Origin of the sequence: Pseudomonas argentinensis (assembly GCF_001839655.2) — a bacterium.
Lineage (GTDB): Bacteria > Pseudomonadota > Gammaproteobacteria > Pseudomonadales > Pseudomonadaceae > Aquipseudomonas > Aquipseudomonas argentinensis_B.
In genome coordinates, this window is the sequence record NZ_CP056087.1 from 556,368 (window position 1) to 572,600 (window position 16,233).

The 16,233-nt window shown below is 62.0% G+C and carries 15 protein-coding genes; 11 read left to right on the top strand and 4 right to left on the bottom strand.

All coding sequences use genetic code 11. From position 1 onward, the window contains the following. Positions 1-2: 2 nt before the first annotated feature. The 7 genes from SA190iCDA_RS02590 to SA190iCDA_RS02620 all read left to right on the top strand — a co-directional run bounded on the left by SA190iCDA_RS02590 (position 3) and on the right by SA190iCDA_RS02620 (position 6,758). The gene (locus tag SA190iCDA_RS02590; RefSeq protein WP_070884850.1) at positions 3-779 is read left to right on the top strand and encodes a lysophospholipid acyltransferase family protein; all 777 of its coding nucleotides are present in this window, start codon (positions 3-5) and stop codon (positions 777-779) included. A 233-nt stretch (positions 780-1,012) separates the two neighbouring features. Then, entirely contained in the window at positions 1,013-1,630 is a 618-nt protein-coding gene (locus SA190iCDA_RS02595) for a CDP-alcohol phosphatidyltransferase family protein (RefSeq protein WP_070884851.1), read from the top strand. Between the two features lie 11 nt (positions 1,631-1,641). Beyond that, positions 1,642-3,399: a bifunctional alpha/beta hydrolase/class I SAM-dependent methyltransferase gene (locus SA190iCDA_RS02600; protein ID WP_070884852.1), complete on the top strand. Its 1,758-nt coding sequence runs from the start codon at positions 1,642-1,644 to the stop codon at positions 3,397-3,399. Next, positions 3,399-4,748 carry a phosphatase PAP2/dual specificity phosphatase family protein gene (locus SA190iCDA_RS02605; RefSeq protein ID WP_070884853.1) on the top strand — a complete coding sequence of 450 codons (1,350 nt, stop codon included), beginning with the start codon at positions 3,399-3,401 and terminating at the stop codon, positions 4,746-4,748. Before SA190iCDA_RS02600 ends, SA190iCDA_RS02605 begins: the two co-directional genes overlap by 1 nt. Next, on the top strand, positions 4,738-5,193 hold the full coding sequence (locus tag SA190iCDA_RS02610; RefSeq protein WP_070884854.1) for a hypothetical protein: 456 nt from the start codon (positions 4,738-4,740) through the stop codon (positions 5,191-5,193). The genes SA190iCDA_RS02605 and SA190iCDA_RS02610 overlap by 11 nt, the downstream gene beginning before the upstream one ends. A 10-nt stretch (positions 5,194-5,203) precedes the next feature. Further along, the gene (locus SA190iCDA_RS02615; RefSeq protein ID WP_070884855.1) at positions 5,204-5,824 is read left to right on the top strand and encodes a lysophospholipid acyltransferase family protein; all 621 of its coding nucleotides are present in this window, start codon (positions 5,204-5,206) and stop codon (positions 5,822-5,824) included. Position 5,825: 1 nt separating this feature from the next. Beyond that, positions 5,826-6,758: a phosphatidate cytidylyltransferase gene (locus tag SA190iCDA_RS02620; protein WP_070884856.1), complete on the top strand. Its 933-nt coding sequence runs from the start codon at positions 5,826-5,828 to the stop codon at positions 6,756-6,758. Between the two features lie 71 nt (positions 6,759-6,829). Here the strand turns inward: SA190iCDA_RS02620 and gyrB are convergent, their stop codons facing one another. The 4 genes from gyrB to dnaA form a co-directional block, all read right to left on the bottom strand. Further along, positions 6,830-9,247, bottom strand: coding sequence for a DNA topoisomerase (ATP-hydrolyzing) subunit B (gene gyrB / locus SA190iCDA_RS02625; protein WP_070884857.1), 2,418 nt, complete (start codon positions 9,245-9,247; stop codon positions 6,830-6,832). Between the two features lie 3 nt (positions 9,248-9,250). After that, positions 9,251-10,354: a DNA replication/repair protein RecF gene (gene recF, locus SA190iCDA_RS02630; protein WP_070884858.1), complete on the bottom strand. Its 1,104-nt coding sequence runs from the start codon at positions 10,352-10,354 to the stop codon at positions 9,251-9,253. A 138-nt stretch (positions 10,355-10,492) separates the two neighbouring features. Beyond that, entirely contained in the window at positions 10,493-11,596 is a 1,104-nt protein-coding gene (gene dnaN / locus SA190iCDA_RS02635) for a DNA polymerase III subunit beta (RefSeq protein WP_070884859.1), read from the bottom strand. Positions 11,597-11,631: 35 nt separating this feature from the next. Further along, positions 11,632-13,134, bottom strand: coding sequence for a chromosomal replication initiator protein DnaA (gene dnaA / locus SA190iCDA_RS02640; protein ID WP_070885254.1), 1,503 nt, complete (start codon positions 13,132-13,134; stop codon positions 11,632-11,634). A 522-nt stretch (positions 13,135-13,656) separates the two neighbouring features. On the opposite strand from dnaA, the gene rpmH reads away from it, so the two are divergent. The 4 genes from rpmH to yidC are packed head-to-tail and all read left to right on the top strand — an operon-like array spanning position 13,657 to position 16,189. Beyond that, on the top strand, positions 13,657-13,791 hold the full coding sequence (gene rpmH, locus SA190iCDA_RS02645) for a 50S ribosomal protein L34 (protein WP_013793569.1): 135 nt from the start codon (positions 13,657-13,659) through the stop codon (positions 13,789-13,791). A 16-nt stretch (positions 13,792-13,807) separates the two neighbouring features. Continuing rightward, positions 13,808-14,209, top strand: a complete 402-nt coding sequence (gene rnpA / locus SA190iCDA_RS02650; protein WP_070885255.1) for a ribonuclease P protein component — start codon at positions 13,808-13,810, stop codon at positions 14,207-14,209. Next, positions 14,202-14,447, top strand: coding sequence for a membrane protein insertion efficiency factor YidD (gene yidD, locus SA190iCDA_RS02655; RefSeq protein WP_075929009.1), 246 nt, complete (start codon positions 14,202-14,204; stop codon positions 14,445-14,447). Before rnpA ends, yidD begins: the two co-directional genes overlap by 8 nt. A 2-nt stretch (positions 14,448-14,449) precedes the next feature. Continuing rightward, a complete protein-coding gene (gene yidC / locus SA190iCDA_RS02660; protein ID WP_070884860.1) occupies positions 14,450-16,189 on the top strand; it encodes a membrane protein insertase YidC in 1,740 nt (579 codons plus the stop codon). Positions 16,190-16,233: the final 44 nt, after the last annotated feature.

The window sequence follows — 16,233 nt, forward strand, 5'->3', positions numbered from 1 at the left end:
ACATGTCGACAGTGCAGTTCCTCAGAACCTTCCTCTTCTACCTGTTGCTGTCATCCAGCTCGTTCGTCTGGTGCATCATCAGCGTATTCGTCGCGCCATTCCTGCCATTTCGTGCCCGCTACCGTTTCGTGGTGCAGAACTGGTGCCGTTGCGCGGTGTGGCTGGCCAAGGTGGTTGCCGGCATCAGCTACGAGATCAGGGGCCAAGAAAACATCCCCGAGCGGCCCTGCGTGATTCTCGCCAAACACCAGAGCACCTGGGAGACTTTCTTCCTGTGCGCCTACTTCGAGCCACTGAGCCAGGTGATCAAGCGCGAGCTGATGTACGTGCCGTTCTTCGGCTGGGCGCTGGCCATGCTCAAACCCATCGCCATCGACCGCAGCAACCCCAAGGCCGCGCTCAAGCAACTGGCCCAGCAAGGCCGTACGCGTCTGGAGCAGGGTGCCTGGGTGTTGGTGTTCCCGGAGGGCACACGCATCCCGGACGGCCAGATCGGCAAATTCTCCCGGGGTGGTACCGCCCTGGCAGTCAACAGCAACCTGCCGGTGCTGCCGATCGCCCACAATGCCGGGCAGTTCTGGCCGAAGGACGGCTGGAGCAAGAAGCCAGGCGTGGTGCAGGTGGTGATCGGCCCGGCCATGTATGCAGAGGGCGAAGGCCCACGGGCGATCGCCAATCTCAACGAGCGCGCATTTCAATGGGTTAGCCAGGCGCAATGCGAAATCGGTGCGCTGAGCCCACAGGCCGCTCCGGTGGAAACCGCCAACGACCTCGCCTGACCCGGCCCATCTGTGGATAACCTGTTGAGCAAATTCTTTTTTTAATTGAATTTGCTCGCGCAACGCACTGATTTAAATGGACTTTTATTGGTACCCAAACTGTCGATAAATTGGGCATAAGTTTTACGCGGCAACTTGACGATGTTCACGTTGGCGTATCGCTTAGTAGGGGGTCAACCGGCTAAGCTGGCGGTCTGCCAGACACAGAAACATGGCGAAACGGAGTTCGTGACATGCTTTCGATTTATCAGCTGAAACCGCGCTTTCAGAACCTCTTGCGTCCCCTGGTACAGCGCCTCTTCGACGCTGGCGTTACCGCCAATCAGGTAACCCTGAGCGCCGCCGTCGTATCGGTGCTCATCGGCCTGCTGCTGGCCATCTTCCCCGAGCGCCTCTGGCTGTTCGCCCTGATCCCGCTGTGGATGATTCTGCGCATGGCGCTCAACGCCGTGGACGGCATGCTGGCCCGCGAGTTTGGCCAGCAATCGACGCTGGGCGCCTACCTCAATGAACTCTGCGACGTGATCGCCGATGCCGCGTTGTTCCTGCCCTTTGCGTTGCTGCCCGGGGTCTCACCGACCCTGGTGGTGTTGCTGGTGCTGTTCGCGCTGATTAGCGAATACGCCGGGGTGATGGGCCCCATGGTCGGTGCCGCGCGTCGCTATGACGGGCCGATGGGCAAGAGCGACCGGGCTTTCTGCTTTGGCGTGCTGGGTGCCGGGGTGGCCACCGCGCTACTGCCGTTGAGCTGGATCGATCCGATTCTCGCGCTAATCACCGCGCTGCTGCTGTACACGCTGTTCAACCGCGTACGCCAGGGTCTGGCGCAAGCGTCTTCCTCTGCGCAATAGGAATGCCTCCGATGATTGAAGCTCGCTCCAGTACCTTCACGACCCACGACGGTGTCAGTCTGTTCTATCGCCATTGGCCGGCTGCCGATGGGCAGCCCGGGGCAGCCCGTCGCGCCATCGTGATGTTTCACCGCGGTCACGAGCATGGCGGGCGCATGGCCCATCTGGTCGACGAGCTGGGCCTGCAGGGTTTCGATTTCTTCGCCTGGGACGCCCGCGGCCACGGCGAGTCGCCGGGGGAGCGGGGCGACAGCCCGAGCTTCGCCACCAGCGTGCGCGACGTGCAGACCTTTATCGACCATATCGCCGCTAGGTATGGCATCGATACCGGGGACATGGTGGTGCTGGCGCAAAGCGTTGGCGCCGTGGTGGTTTCCACCTGGGCCCACGATTACGCGCCGAAGATCCGCGCCCTGGTGCTCGCCTCGCCGGCATTCAAGGTCAAGCTGTATGTGCCGTTCGCCCGCCCGGGCCTGAAGCTGATGCGCGCCTGGCGCGGCAACTTCTTCGTCAACAGCTACGTGAAAGCCAGGTTTCTCAGCCACGATCCGCAGCGCATCGCCTCCTTCGAGGCCGATCCGCTGATCAGCCGGCCAATATCGGTGAACATGCTGCTGGGCCTCTATGACGCCGCCGAGCGCGTAGTGGCCGATGCCCAGGCGATTCAGATTCCCACCCAGCTGCTGATCTCCGGCAGCGATTTCGTGGTGCACCGCAAACCCCAGGAGCAGTTCTTCCAGCGCCTGGGCAGCCTGGACAAGGAAATGCACATCCTGCCCGGCTTCTTCCACGACACCCTGGGCGAGCGTGACCGCGCCCACGCACTGAGCCGCATTCGCCGCTTCGTGCTGAAAGCCTTCGAGCAGCCGTTGCAGCGCCCGTCACTGCTGGACGCCGATCGCCTGGGCTGGAGCTGCGCCGAAGCCGAAGAGCTGGCGGCGCCGCTGCCGAAAAACTCGCCGCGTGATCTCTACTGGCGCGCCACCCGTGGCAGCATGCGGTTCGGCAGCAGCCTGTCCGCCGGCGTGAAGCTGGGTTTCGAGACCGGTTTCGACTCGGGCAGCACCCTGGATTACGTGTACCGCAACACCCCCACCGGCAGTTCGCCGATTGGCCGACTGATCGACCGCAACTACCTGAACTCCATCGGCTGGCGGGGCATCCGCCAGCGCAAGGTGCACGCCGAAGAGCTGCTGCGCCTGGCCATGGGCAAACTGCGCGAGCAGAGCCGCCCAGTGCGTATCGTCGATATCGCCGCCGGCCATGGCCGTTACATTCTCGAAGCGCTGGAGCAGGGCAGCGACAAACCGGATTCGATCCTGCTGCGTGATTACAGCGACATCAACGTGCGCGACGGTGCGGCACTGATCGAGCAGAAAGGCCTGGGCAGCATCGCCCGCTTCGTCAAGGGTGATGCCTTCGACAAGGCCGACCTGGCCGCGCTCGACCCGCAACCTACCCTGGCGGTGGTCTCCGGCCTCTATGAACTGTTCGCCAGCAACGCCATGGTCGGCGACTCCCTGGCAGGCCTCGCGGCAGCGGTGGAAGAGGGTGGTTACCTGATCTACACCGGTCAACCCTGGCACCCACAGCTGGAACTGATCGCCCGAGCGCTGACCAGCCACAGGGGCGGCGAGGCCTGGGTGATGCGCCGGCGCAGCCAGGCGGAGATGGATCAGCTGGTGGAGGCGGCGGGCTTTCGCAAGCTGACCCAGCGCGTCGATGAGTGGGGCATCTTCAGCGTGTCCCTGGCGCAGCGGGTGTCCTGATGACGCCCGCCGCGGTCGTCCGCGAAAGCGGATTATGGAAGCGCGGCGTACTCTGGCTGCTGCTGCTCGCGCCGCTGTTCTTCGGCACCTATGGCTTCGCCAATGGTTACACCGCGCAACGTGACGACGTCGGCAGCCTGGTGTTCGGTTGGGAGCGACAGATTCCCCTGTGGCCGTGGACGATCATTCCCTACTGGTCGATCGACCTGCTCTACGGCCTGGCCTTCCTGCTACCGGCCTCCCGTGCCGCGGTGGATCGCCTCGGTCTGCGACTGCTCACCGCCCAGGTGATCTGCATCACCTGCTTCCTACTCTGGCCGCTACGTTTCACCTTCGACCGGCCAGCGCTGGATGGACTATTCGGCATGATGTTCGACGTGCTGATGGGTTTCGACAAGCCCTTCAACCAGGCGCCATCGCTGCATATCACCCTGCTGGTAGTGCTCTGGGCCTGCTTTGCCCAGCACGCCAGCGGCCTGTGGCGTGCAGTCGTGCATATCTGGTTTCTGCTGATCGGCCTGTCAGTGCTGACCACCTGGCAACATCATTTCATCGACGTACCGACCGGCATGCTCGCCGGTTTCCTGTGCCTGTGGCTGTGGCCCAGCGAAGGGCGCAGCCCGTTGTTTGCCTGGTGCCTGGCCCGCGACCCGCGGCGCTGGCGGTTGGCCCTGCGCTACGCCTTTGGCGCAGCCCTGTGCAGCGCCGTGGCGATTCATTTCGGCGGCTTCGCCTTGTGGCTGCTGTGGCCGGCACTGTCGCTGCTGATGGTCGCGTTGAACTATGCACTGTTCGGAGCCAAGGGTTTTCAGAAGCGCGCGGACGGCCGCCTCAGCGCTGCCAGCAGCTGGTTGCTGGCACCCTATCTGATGGGTGCCTGGATCAATTCCCGGGCCTGGACCCGCAAGCATCCGCAGCCCGATGAAGTGATCGACGGCGTTTGGCTCGGACGCATTCCCGGAAACGGAGAAGGGCAGGCGTTCGCCGCCATCGCCGACCTCTGTGCCGAGCTGCCGTGCCGGGTGGAAGGCAAGGTCTACCGCGAACTGGCCAGTCTCGATCTGATCACGCCGAGCAGTGAACATTGCCTGCAGGCGGCAGTGGCCATTGAGAATCTACGCAGCCACGGGCCGGTACTGGTGTGCTGTGCCCTGGGCTATTCACGCAGTGCCACCGCCATCGCTGCCTGGCTACTGCACAGCGGCCGCTGCAGGAGCGTCGCAGAGGCGGTTTCAAGGCTGCGCCAGGCTCGCCCACAGGTTGTGCTGGGAGACGCGCATCTACAGGCCCTGGAAAGCGTTTTAAGCCACTCGGTATCCACCCTGGGAGGGACATTACATGGGCAGTGAAATGCAGCTGCAGCTGGTCGCCGGGCTGCTGCGCCGCGGCAAGTCCCTAGATCGCTTGTCGGGCGCGCTGACTTTGCTCGCACTGCTCATCGGCCTGGGGCCACTGCTCGGTTTCATGGCGCTCAGCACGGGGGCGGCCGTGTGCATCGCCTTGCTGGTGTGTGGCCTGGCCCAGAAGTACTACGCGCTGCGCGTTGCCCTCGATGCCGAGCTGTTCGCCACCCTGGCTGCCGCGCCCGAACAGCTAGAGCGGCGCACCACGGAGCTCGATCAGGCCTTGGCCTGGCTGGGTCGCAAAGCCGGGCCAGCGCGTTCCTGGCAACAACGCAGCCAGGGCGCCCTGCGCCTGCTGCGTCTGCAGGCCCTCTGGCTGGCCCTGCAGTTGTTGGTCGCCCTGGCGGCCATCGTGCTGATGCCGTGGCTTTCACACATTCGATTCGGATAAGGACGCTGACATGCTCGCCTCGCTGGTCGCCTTTTTCATCACCTCCGGTGCGCGGCTGCTCACCGGTGCCCGGGCCTTGTGGCTCGGCAGCACCGCGCAGCCGGTACAACGCATCTATTACGCCAACCACAGCAGCCACGGCGACTTCGTGCTGCTCTGGGCATCGCTGCCGGCGGAGCTGCGCAAACGCACCCGCCCGGTAGCCGGCTCCGATTACTGGATGAAGGGCGCGCTGCGCAGCTTCCTGATCCAGCGGGTGTTCAACGGGGTGCTGGTCGACCGCCAGCGCAGCGACCCCAACGCCAACCCGCTGCAGGCGATGCTCGATGCGCTGGGCGAAGGTGATTCGCTGATCGTCTTCCCCGAGGGCACCCGCAACCTGGAAGACGGCTTGCTGCCGTTCAAGGCAGGCCTCTATCACCTGGCCAAGGCGCGCCCGGATGTGGAGGTGATCCCGGTGTGGATCGCCAACCTCAACCGGGTCATGCCCAAGGGTCGAGCCTTGCCGCTGCCGCTGCTGTGCACCCTGAATTTCGGCGCGCCGCTGGGCATGGGCGAGGAGGAGGGCAAAGAGGCCTTCCTCGAACGCGCCCGCGATGCCTTGCTGGCCCTGGCTCCCGAGGAGGTTTGAGATGGATCGCAATACCTTGCTGTTATTCGCCGGCATTGGCGGCATTCTGCTCCTCGCCAGCCTGATCGGCTGGCTGCTGAAACTGCGCGCCGGCCCCGGCCAGCATTCGGTCATCGACAACCTCAATGCGCGCATCAACGCCTGGTGGGTGATGGTGGCGGTGATCGGCTTCGCCTTCCTGTTCGGCAATACCGGCGTGGTGGTGCTGTTCTATTGCGTGTCGTTCTATGCGCTGCGCGAGTTCATGACGCTCACGCCCACCCGGCGCAGCGACTACCCGGCACTGGTCGCCGCCTTCTATTTCGCGCTGCCGATGCAGTACCTACTGATCGGTATCGACTGGTACGGTCTGTTCGCCATCTTCATTCCGGTCTACGTGTTCCTGCTGCTGCCGATCCTGTCGTCACTGGGCGGCGACACCACGCGCTTCCTCGAACGTACCTCCAAGGTGCAGTGGGGCCTGATGATCGCGGTGTACTGCATCTCCACCGTACCGGCGCTGCTGACCCTGGACATCGCCGGCTTTGAGGGCCGCAACCTGCTGCTGATCGCCTGGCTGGTGATCGTCGTGCAGATCTCCGACGTGCTGCAGTACGTGTGCGGCAAGCTGGCCGGCAAACGCAAGATCGCACCCAACCTGTCGCCGTCGAAAACCGTCGAGGGTTTCTTCGGTGGCGTGGCCCTGGCAACCCTGATCGGCGCCTCGCTGTACTGGATCACCCCCTTCGCCTTCTGGCAGGCCGGCCTGTTCGCCTTGCTGGTATGCCTGCTCGGTTTCGCTGGAGGCCTGGTGATGTCGGCGATCAAGCGCGACCGCGGGGTTAAGGACTGGGGCCATATGATCGAAGGCCACGGCGGCATGCTCGACCGCCTCGACTCGGTGTGCTTCGCCGCCCCGGTGTTCTTCCATATGGTGCGCTACTGGTGGGGCTGAGCTGCTAAGCGATCGACAGGCAAGAAAAAACCCGGCGCCAGGCCGGGTTTTTTATGCACGGTAAACGGCGATCAGACGTCGAGGTTGGCTACCGCCAGGGCATTGCTCTCGATGAAGTCGCGGCGCGGTTCCACTTCGTCGCCCATCAGGGTGTTGAAGATCTGGTCCGCGGCGATGGCGTCTTCGATGCGCACCTTGAGCATGCGGCGTACTTCCGGGTCCATGGTGGTTTCCCACAGCTGGTCCGGGTTCATCTCGCCAAGACCCTTGTAGCGCTGGATGCTGTGGCGCTTGGTGCTTTCGGCCATCAGCCAGCTCAGGGCTTCCTTGAAGGTGGTGACCGGCTTCTTGCGCTCGCCACGCTGCACGTAGGCACCTTCTTCCAGCAGACTGTTCAGCTGGTCGCCCAGGCTGGTGACGGTCTTGTAATCGTTGCTGGTGAAGAAGTCACGGTTGAAGGTGATGTAGCTGGAGTTGCCGTGGGAAATCAGCTCGACCTCGGGCAGCCACAGGTGGCGCTCGGTGTCTTCGCGCAGGCTGGTCTTGTAGGCCAGGCCGGAACGCTCCATGGCTTTCAAACGGGCATCGAACTTCAGGCGCCAAGCCTCCATGACGTCCTGGTCGGCGAGCATCTCCTGGGTCACGCCCTGCAGGTAGACGAAGTGCTCGGTGATCTCTTCCGGGTACAGGCGCGACAGGCGCTTGAGGGTCTTCATCACCGTACGGTAGTCACCGACCAGGCGTTGCAGGGACTCGCCGGACAGGCCAGGCGCCGCTTCGTTGACGTGCAGACTGGCGTCTTCCAGGGCCGACTGGGTCATGTATTCCTCCATGGCCTCGTCGTCCTTGATGTACTGCTCCTGCTTGCCCTTCTTGACCTTGTACAGCGGCGGCTGGGCGATGTAGATGTAGCCGCGCTCGACCAGCTCCGGCAGCTGACGAAAGAAGAAGGTCAGCAGCAGGGTACGGATGTGCGAACCGTCGACGTCAGCATCGGTCATGATGATGATGTTGTGGTAACGCAGCTTGTCGATGTTGTATTCCTCACGGCCGATGCCACAGCCCAGGGCGGTGATCAGCGTGCCGACCTCCTGAGAGGAAATCATCTTGTCGAAGCGTGCCTTCTCGACGTTGAGGATCTTGCCCTTGAGCGGCAGGATGGCCTGGGTCTTGCGGTTACGGCCCTGCTTGGCAGAACCGCCCGCGGAGTCACCCTCCACGATGTACAGTTCGGAAAGGGCAGGGTCCTTCTCCTGGCAGTCGGCCAATTTGCCGGGCAGGCCGGCGATATCCAGCGCGCCTTTGCGGCGAGTCATCTCGCGAGCCTTGCGCGCCGCTTCACGGGCACGGGCAGCGTCGATCATCTTGCCGACCACGGCCTTGGCTTCGTTCGGGTGCTCGAGCAGGAAGTCGGCGAAGTACTTGCCCATCTCCTGTTCCACCGCGGTTTTCACCTCGGAGGAGACCAGCTTGTCCTTGGTCTGGGAGCTGAACTTGGGATCCGGCACCTTCACCGAAATGATCGCGGTCAGGCCTTCGCGGGCATCGTCACCGGTGGTCGAGACCTTGTGCTTCTTGGCCAGGCCTTCCTGCTCGATGTAGTTGTTCAGGTTGCGGGTCAGCGCCGAGCGGAAGCCGGCCAGGTGGGTACCACCGTCACGCTGCGGAATGTTGTTGGTGAAGCACAGCAGGTTCTCGTTGAAGCTGTCGTTCCACTGCAGGGCGACTTCCACGCCCACGCCGTCGTCACGCTGGACGTTGAAGTGGAACACCTGGTTGACCGCGGTCTTGTTGACGTTCAGGTACTCGACGAATGCGCGCAGGCCGCCCTCGTACTTGAACAGCTCCTCCTTGGCGGTGCGTTCATCCTTGAGCAGGATGCCGACGCCGGAGTTCAGGAACGACAGCTCACGCAGGCGCTTGGCGAGGATGTCCCAGCTGAAATGAATGTTGGCGAAGGTCTCTTCGGACGGCTTGAAGTGAATCTGCGTACCGGTGCCATCGGTGTCACCAACGGCCGCCAAAGGTGCCTGGGGTACCCCATGGACGTAGGTCTGCTCCCAAATCTTGCCGCTGCGGCGAATAGTCAGCACCAGCTCCTTGGAGAGGGCGTTCACCACCGATACACCCACGCCGTGCAGACCACCGGAGACCTTGTAGCTGTTGTCGTCGAACTTACCGCCGGCGTGCAGCACGGTCATGATGACCTCGGCTGCGGAGACGCCTTCTTCCTTGTGCATGTCGACCGGAATACCACGGCCGTTGTCGCGCACGCTGATCGACTCATCCGGGTGGATGGTGATGGTGATTTCGCTGCAATAGCCAGCCAGGGCTTCGTCGATGGAGTTGTCGACCACCTCGAAGACCATGTGGTGCAGACCGCTGCCATCGTCGGTGTCACCGATGTACATGCCTGGCCGCTTGCGTACGGCATCCAGGCCTTTCAGTACCTTGATACTGTTGGAGTCGTACGTTTGGTTTTCGCTCATGCCTTACTCCCGGTGGTCGTGGGTCTGGGTGATACGCCCATGTTCCACGTGGAACATGGATACCGGCGTATCCGTTTGCCAGCCATCGCTCAACAATTCATGGTCTACACAGGTGATGAATACCTGGCAGTTCAAATCTTCCAACAAGCGGCACAAGGCACGGCGATGCTGCTCATCCAGTTCTGACGGCAGGTCATCCACCAGATAGATGCATTGGCCGCGCTTGGCCTGATCAACCAAATGCCCCTGGGCAATTCGCAAGGCGCACACCACCAGCTTCTGCTGGCCACGGGAGAGGATATCTGCCGCGTTGTGCGCGCCCAGTCGCAACCTGAGGTCGGCGCGCTGCGGTCCGGATTGGGTATGCCCAATCTGTTGGTCACGCACTAGCGACGACGTCAGCACCTCGCTCAGGGGGCGCTCTTTATCCCATCCCCGGTAATAGCTCAGCGTGAGCCCCTGCAGCTCGACCAGCTCGCTGAGGGTACGCTCGAAGACGGGCTTCAATTGCTGTATGTAGGATCGCCGATAACTGTCGATCTCATCGCTGGCCAGACACAACTCGCGATCCCAGGCCGCTTGAGAAACGGGGTCAAGTGTACCACGGCGAAGCCAGGAATTACGCTGCTTGAGGGCCTTCTGCAGGCGCTGCCAGGCGGGCAGGAATCGGTGTTCCACGTGGAACACACCCCAGTCGAGGAACTGCCGACGGATCTTCGGCGAGCCTTCCAGCAGGCGGAAGCTGTCCGGGTTGATCAGCTGCAACGGCAACGTCTCGGCAAGCTGCGCTGCGCTGCGCGCATTTTGTCCGTCGATGCGAATCTGGAACTCGCCCTGGCGATCCCGCGAGACACCCAGATTGCTCAGCCGGCCATCACTGAGTTGCACCTGACCAAACAGGGTGCAGACCTGCTGCTCGTACTGAATTACCGGCAACAGGCGAGCGCTGCGAAAGGAGCGCGCCAGACCGAGCAGGTGAATACCTTCGAGCACGCTGGTCTTGCCGCTGCCATTGTCGCCATACAGGATGTTGATGCGCGGCGAGGGCAGCAGGGTCGACGGCTCCAGATTACGAACGGCAGTAAAATTGATACGGGTCAGGGACATGAACAGACCGGATGAGAAGGGCAGCGATCGCACCGCCTGAAACGAAATCAGCCCGGGATGTCACGGATCAGAACTGCATCCGGACATTCCAAGGCTGATTATCTGACGCTGGGTAGCTGCCTTATTCAGCAGCTGGAATTACAGGCGCATCGGCATGACGACATAAGCGGAATCGTCATTGTCGGCTTCCTGTACCAGGGCACTGCTGTTGGAGTCGGAAAGGATCAGGCGCACCTGCTCGGTGGTCATCACGCCCAGCACGTCGAGCAGGTAGCTGACGTTGAAGCCGATTTCCAGCGCACTGCCGTTGTAGTCGACCGCGATCTCTTCTTCGGCTTCTTCCTGCTCCGGGTTGTTGGCCTGGATTTTCAGCAGGCCGGCGGCCAGTTGCAGGCGAATACCGCGGTACTTTTCATTCGACAGAATGGCCGTACGGCTGAAGGCTTCGCGCAGGCCCTGACGATCAGCGACCACCAGCTTGTCGCCGCCACGGGGCAGCACGCGCTCGTAATCTGGAAACTTGCCGTCGACCAGCTTGGAGGTGAAGGTGAACTCGCCGGTAGTGGCGCGAATGTGGTGCTGGCCCAGCACGATGGACACTTCGCCATCCTGCTCGGTCAGCAGGCGAGCCAGTTCGAGGATACCTTTGCGCGGCACGATGACCTGGTGCTTGCCGTCCTGCTGGATGGTGGCTTCCATGGAACACATGGCCAGGCGGTGGCCGTCGGTGGCCACAGCTCGCAGGATGCCGGTCTGCACTTCCAGCAGCATGCCGTTGAGGTAATAACGCACGTCCTGCTGGGCCATGGCGAAGCTGGTGCGCTCGATCAGGCGACGCAGTTTGCTCTGCACCAGGCTGAAGGTCAGCGAACCCGGCCCTTCCTCGACGGTGGGGAAGTCATTGGCAGGCAGCGTGGACAGGGTGAAACGGCTACGACCGGCCTTGACCAGCAGCTTCTGCTCGTCGACTCGGATGTCGATCAGTGCGTCGGCCGGCAGGCTCTTGCAGATATCCATCAGCTTGCGGGCCGGTACGGTAATCTCGCCCGGCTCGGCGGCATCTTCCAGGGCCACGCGACCGACCAGCTCGACCTCCAGGTCGGTGCCGGTCAGCGACAGTTGCTGGCCTTCGACGACCAGCAGAACGTTGGACAGAACCGGCAAGGTCTGGCGGCGTTCCACGACGCCGGCGACCAGTTGCAGGGGTTTCAACAGGGCTTCGCGTTGAATGGTGAAGTGCATGGTCTAGTCCCTTGCCTCGTGCATGGAGTTGCGTATCAAGTGGTCAGTGTACGCAGCAGGTTCTTGTAATCCTCGCGGATGTCCGCATCGGATCCCCTAAGTTCAGCAATCTTACGACAGGCGTGCAACACCGTGGTGTGATCACGACCGCCGAACGCCACGCCGATTTCCGGCAGGCTGTGGTTGGTCAATTCCTTGGACAACGCCATGGCCACCTGACGGGGTCTGGCGATGGAACGCGAACGACGTTTGGACAACAGATCGGTAATCTTGATCTTGTAGTACTCGGCCGTGGTGCGCTGGATATTGTCGATGCTGACCAGCTTGTCCTGCAGGGCCAGCAGATCCTTCAGCGACTCGCGGATCAGCTCGATGGTGATGTCGCGGCCCATGAAGTGCGAGTGGGCGATGACCCGCTTCAAGGCACCCTCCAGCTCACGTACGTTGGAGCGAATGCGCTGGGCGATGAAGAACGCCGCATCGTGGGGCAGGTCGACCTTGGCCTGGTCGGCCTTCTTCATCAGGATCGCCACGCGGGTTTCCAGCTCGGGCGGCTCGACCGCCACGGTCAGGCCCCAGCCGAAGCGCGACTTCAGGCGCTCTTCCAGGCCTTCGATTTCCTTCGGGTAGCGGTCACTGGTGAGAATCACCTGCTGGCCGCCCTCGAGCAGGGCGTTGAAGGTGTGGAAGAACTCCTCCTGGGAGCGCTCCTTCTTGGCGAAGAACTGGATGTCATCGATCAGCAGCGCATCCACCGAGCGGTAGAAGCGCTTGAACTCGTTGATGGCATTGAGCTGCAGGGCCTTGACCATGTCGGCCACGAAACGCTCGGAGTGCAGGTACACGACCTTGGCATTCGGGTTCTTGGCCAACAGGTGGTTACCTACCGCATGCATCAGGTGGGTCTTGCCGAGGCCGACGCCCCCATAAAGGAACAGCGGGTTATAACCGTGCTTAGGATTGTCCGCCACCTGCCAGGCGGCGGCGCGGGCCAGCTGGTTCGACTTGCCCTCGACGAAGTTGTCGAAGGTGAAGGTACGGTTCAGGTAGCTGGTGTGCTTGAGGCCACCTTCCACCTGCACGTTGCGCTCGCTACGCGCCGGCGCCACGCTGGGCGTTGCTCCGGCCATGGAATCGAAGCTGGCACGCGAAGGCTCGGTCTGCACCGGCAACTTGGGCGGCGGTGCGCTGACCTGAGGCGTGGGGACGGCAGGGGCAGGCGCGGAGGGCGCCGGGCTGTTATAGCTGGAAGCCGATGGCGAAGGCGTCAGCACGGCCCGCGGTGCCGAGCTGCGGCGGCTGCCGATCAGCAGCGAAATGGCCGGCACCAGGCCGGTCGCCCGCTCACCGAGCAGCTCGAGCATACGGCCCATGTACTTTTCGTTGACCCAGTCGAGTACGAAACGATTCGGTGCGTAGACACGCAGCTCATCGCCTTCGGCTTCTACCTGTAGTGGACGGATCCAGGTGTTGAATTGCTGGGCAGGCAGTTCATCGCGCAGGAGTTCCACGCACTGCTGCCAAAGTTCCACGGACACGGACATCCCCTGATTAAAAGCGCTGAGGCAAAAACAGCCTCTATTGTAGCTTCAAGAGATGGAGTTATCCACATAGGAAGGTCAGTCAGTACATGTTAAATCAAGGTGTTAGGCAATTTGCGACACGTCGAGAAGGGTCTGACTGTACTCTGTGGATAACGCGCCATAAGCACCGTTGAAAAGCGGGCGGAAAACTCTCTGGATATCCGTCCTGTGGGTAAAAGTCCATTCCATCCCCAGGCGATACCCAGCACGCGAACAGGCGCAGCACCGCTTTCTGACAGACTTTTGAATCGGCGCAAACCCTGGGCTGTCTAGGCTGCAGGAACTTATCCACAGAAGCGATCAAGCTAAGCTATAAACACTAAAACAAGCCTTCCTAAAAAGATTCTTTCCTTTATATTTCTCTTTCCGCAAAACAACTGGTTGGAAATTGACCTGGCCCGCGGCTTTCTCTAGAATCGCCGGTCTCTTAAAACGGGGACCATTCCGGTCCGTTGTCGACAACCAGGTAACCGCATCATGAAACGCACTTTCCAACCCAGCACCATCAAACGCGCTCGTACCCACGGCTTCCGTGCTCGCATGGCTACCAAGAACGGCCGTGCCGTCCTGTCGCGTCGTCGCGCCAAGGGCCGTGCTCGCCTGACTGTCTGATTTTTCCAGTCTTGTGGTGAGTCGAGGCTTCGGCCGGGAGAAGCGCCTGCTCACTCCCCGGCAATTCAAGGCAGTCTTCGACTCTCCAAGCGGCAAAGCGCCGGGCAAGAGTGTCCTGCTGCTTGCGCGCAACAATGAGCTTGATCATTCACGCCTCGGTCTGGTGATCGGCAAGAAGAGCGTCAAGCTCTCCGTTGAGCGCAACCGCCTGAAACGCCAAATCCGCGAATCGTTCCGCCTCAACCAGGACAACCTGGTGGGCTGGGACATCGTGGTGGTCGCGCGTAAGGGCCTGGGTGATCTGCAGAACGCCGAGCTGGCTCAACAGTTCGGCAAGCTGTGGAAGCGCCTGGCGCGCAGCAAACCTACCCAACAGGCCAATGCCCAGACCGGGGTGAACGACGATCCCCATGCGTAAACTGGTTCAAGCTCCAATCCGGTTTTACCAGTACGCCATCAGTCCGATGATGGCCAGTCATTGTCGTTTCTACCCCTCTTGTTCCTGCTACGCGCTTGAAGCCATCGAAACCCATGGCGTCCTGCGTGGTGGCTGGCTGACCGTTCGTCGGCTGGGACGCTGCCACCCCTGGCATCCCGGAGGCTACGATCCGGTGCCCCTCGCGAAACACTCCCGTTCCTCTTCGATGGCCGAATAATCATGGATATCAAACGTTCGATCCTGATCGTCGCCCTGGCAGTCGTGTCCTACATGATGGTTCTTCAATGGAACCAGGACTACGGCCAGGCCGCTCTGCCGAATCAGGCCGCTTCGACCAGCAAACCCGCACCGAGTCTGCCGGAAACCGCTTCGGTGGCCAGCAATGACGATGTCCCGACGGCCAATGCCGGCGGCACCGAGCCAAGCCCGGTGGAAACCGTTGCGGTCAGCGACGAGCTGATTCAGGTCAAGACCGACGTACTGGATCTGGCCATCGACCCGCGTGGCGGTGACGTGGTTCGCCTGAGCCTGCCGCACTACCCGCGCCGCCAGGACCGCCCGGACGTTCCCTTCCAGCTGTTCGACAACGGCAACGAGCACCTGTACCTGGCCCAGAGCGGCCTGACCGGCGCCAACGGTCCGGACGCCCGCGCCAATGGCCGCCCGCTGTACAACAGCGAGCAGCGCGTCTATCAGCTGGCCGATGGCCAGGATCAGCTGGTGGTCGACCTGAGCTTCAGCGAAGCCGGCGTCAACTACACCAAGCGCTTCACCTTCAACCGCGGCCTGGACACCAGCTGCTCGGCCAAGGAAGTGGAGCAGAAGAAAACCGGTTGCATCACCGGCAACGGTTACCAGATCGGCGTCACCTACCTGATCGACAACCAGAGCGCCAATGCCTGGACCGGTAACCTGTTCGCCCAGCTCAAGCGCGACAACAGCGGTGACCCATCCTCCAGTACCGCCACCGGTACCGCCACCTACCTGGGCGCGGCCCTGTGGACCCCGGAAAAGCCCTACACCAAGGTGTCGATGAAAGATATCGACAAGCAGGGCCTCAAGGAAACCGTGCAGGGCGGCTGGGTCGCCTGGTTGCAGCACTACTTCGTGACCGCCTGGATTCCGGCCAAGGACGACACCAACCTGGTGCAGACCCGCAAGGACAGCCAGGGCAATTACATCATCGGTTACACCGGCCCTGCGCTGAACGTGCCGGCAGGTGCCGAAGGCCAGACCAGTACCACCCTGTATGCCGGTCCGAAGATCCAGAAGGATCTGGCCGCGCTGTCGCCTGGCCTGGACAAGACCGTCGACTACGGCATCCTGTGGTTCCTCGCCGAGCCGATCTTCTGGCTGCTGGAACATATCCACAACCTGTTGGGTAACTGGGGCTTCTCGATCATCGTGCTGACGCTGATCATCAAGCTGGCCTTCTTCCCGCTGTCGGCTGCCAGCTACCGCTCCATGGCGCGCATGCGTGCCGTGTCGCCGCGCCTGCAGGCGCTGAAGGAACAGTTCGGCGACGATCGCCAGAAGATGTCCCAGGCGATGATGGAGCTGTACAAGAAAGAGAAGATCAACCCGCTCGGCGGCTGCCTGCCGATCCTGGTGCAGATGCCGGTGTTCCTGGCCCTGTACTGGGTGCTGCTGGAATCCGTGGAGATGCGTCAGGCGCCGTGGATCCTGTGGATAACCGACCTGTCGATCAAGGACCCGTACTTCATCCTGCCGATCATCATGGGCGCTACCATGTTCATCCAGCAGCAGCTCAACCCGACGCCGCCGGACCCCATGCAGGCCCGCGTGATGAAGATGATGCCGATCATCTTCACCTTCTTCTTCCTGTGGTTCCCGGCAGGTCTGGTGCTGTACTGGGTGGTCAACAACGTCCTGTCCATCGCCCAGCAGTGGTACATTACCCGCAAGATCGAAGCCGCGAGCAAGCCTTCCGAGGCCTGAGCCTTCGCGCTTCACCCGCTACATGACAGACGCCCCCTCGTGGG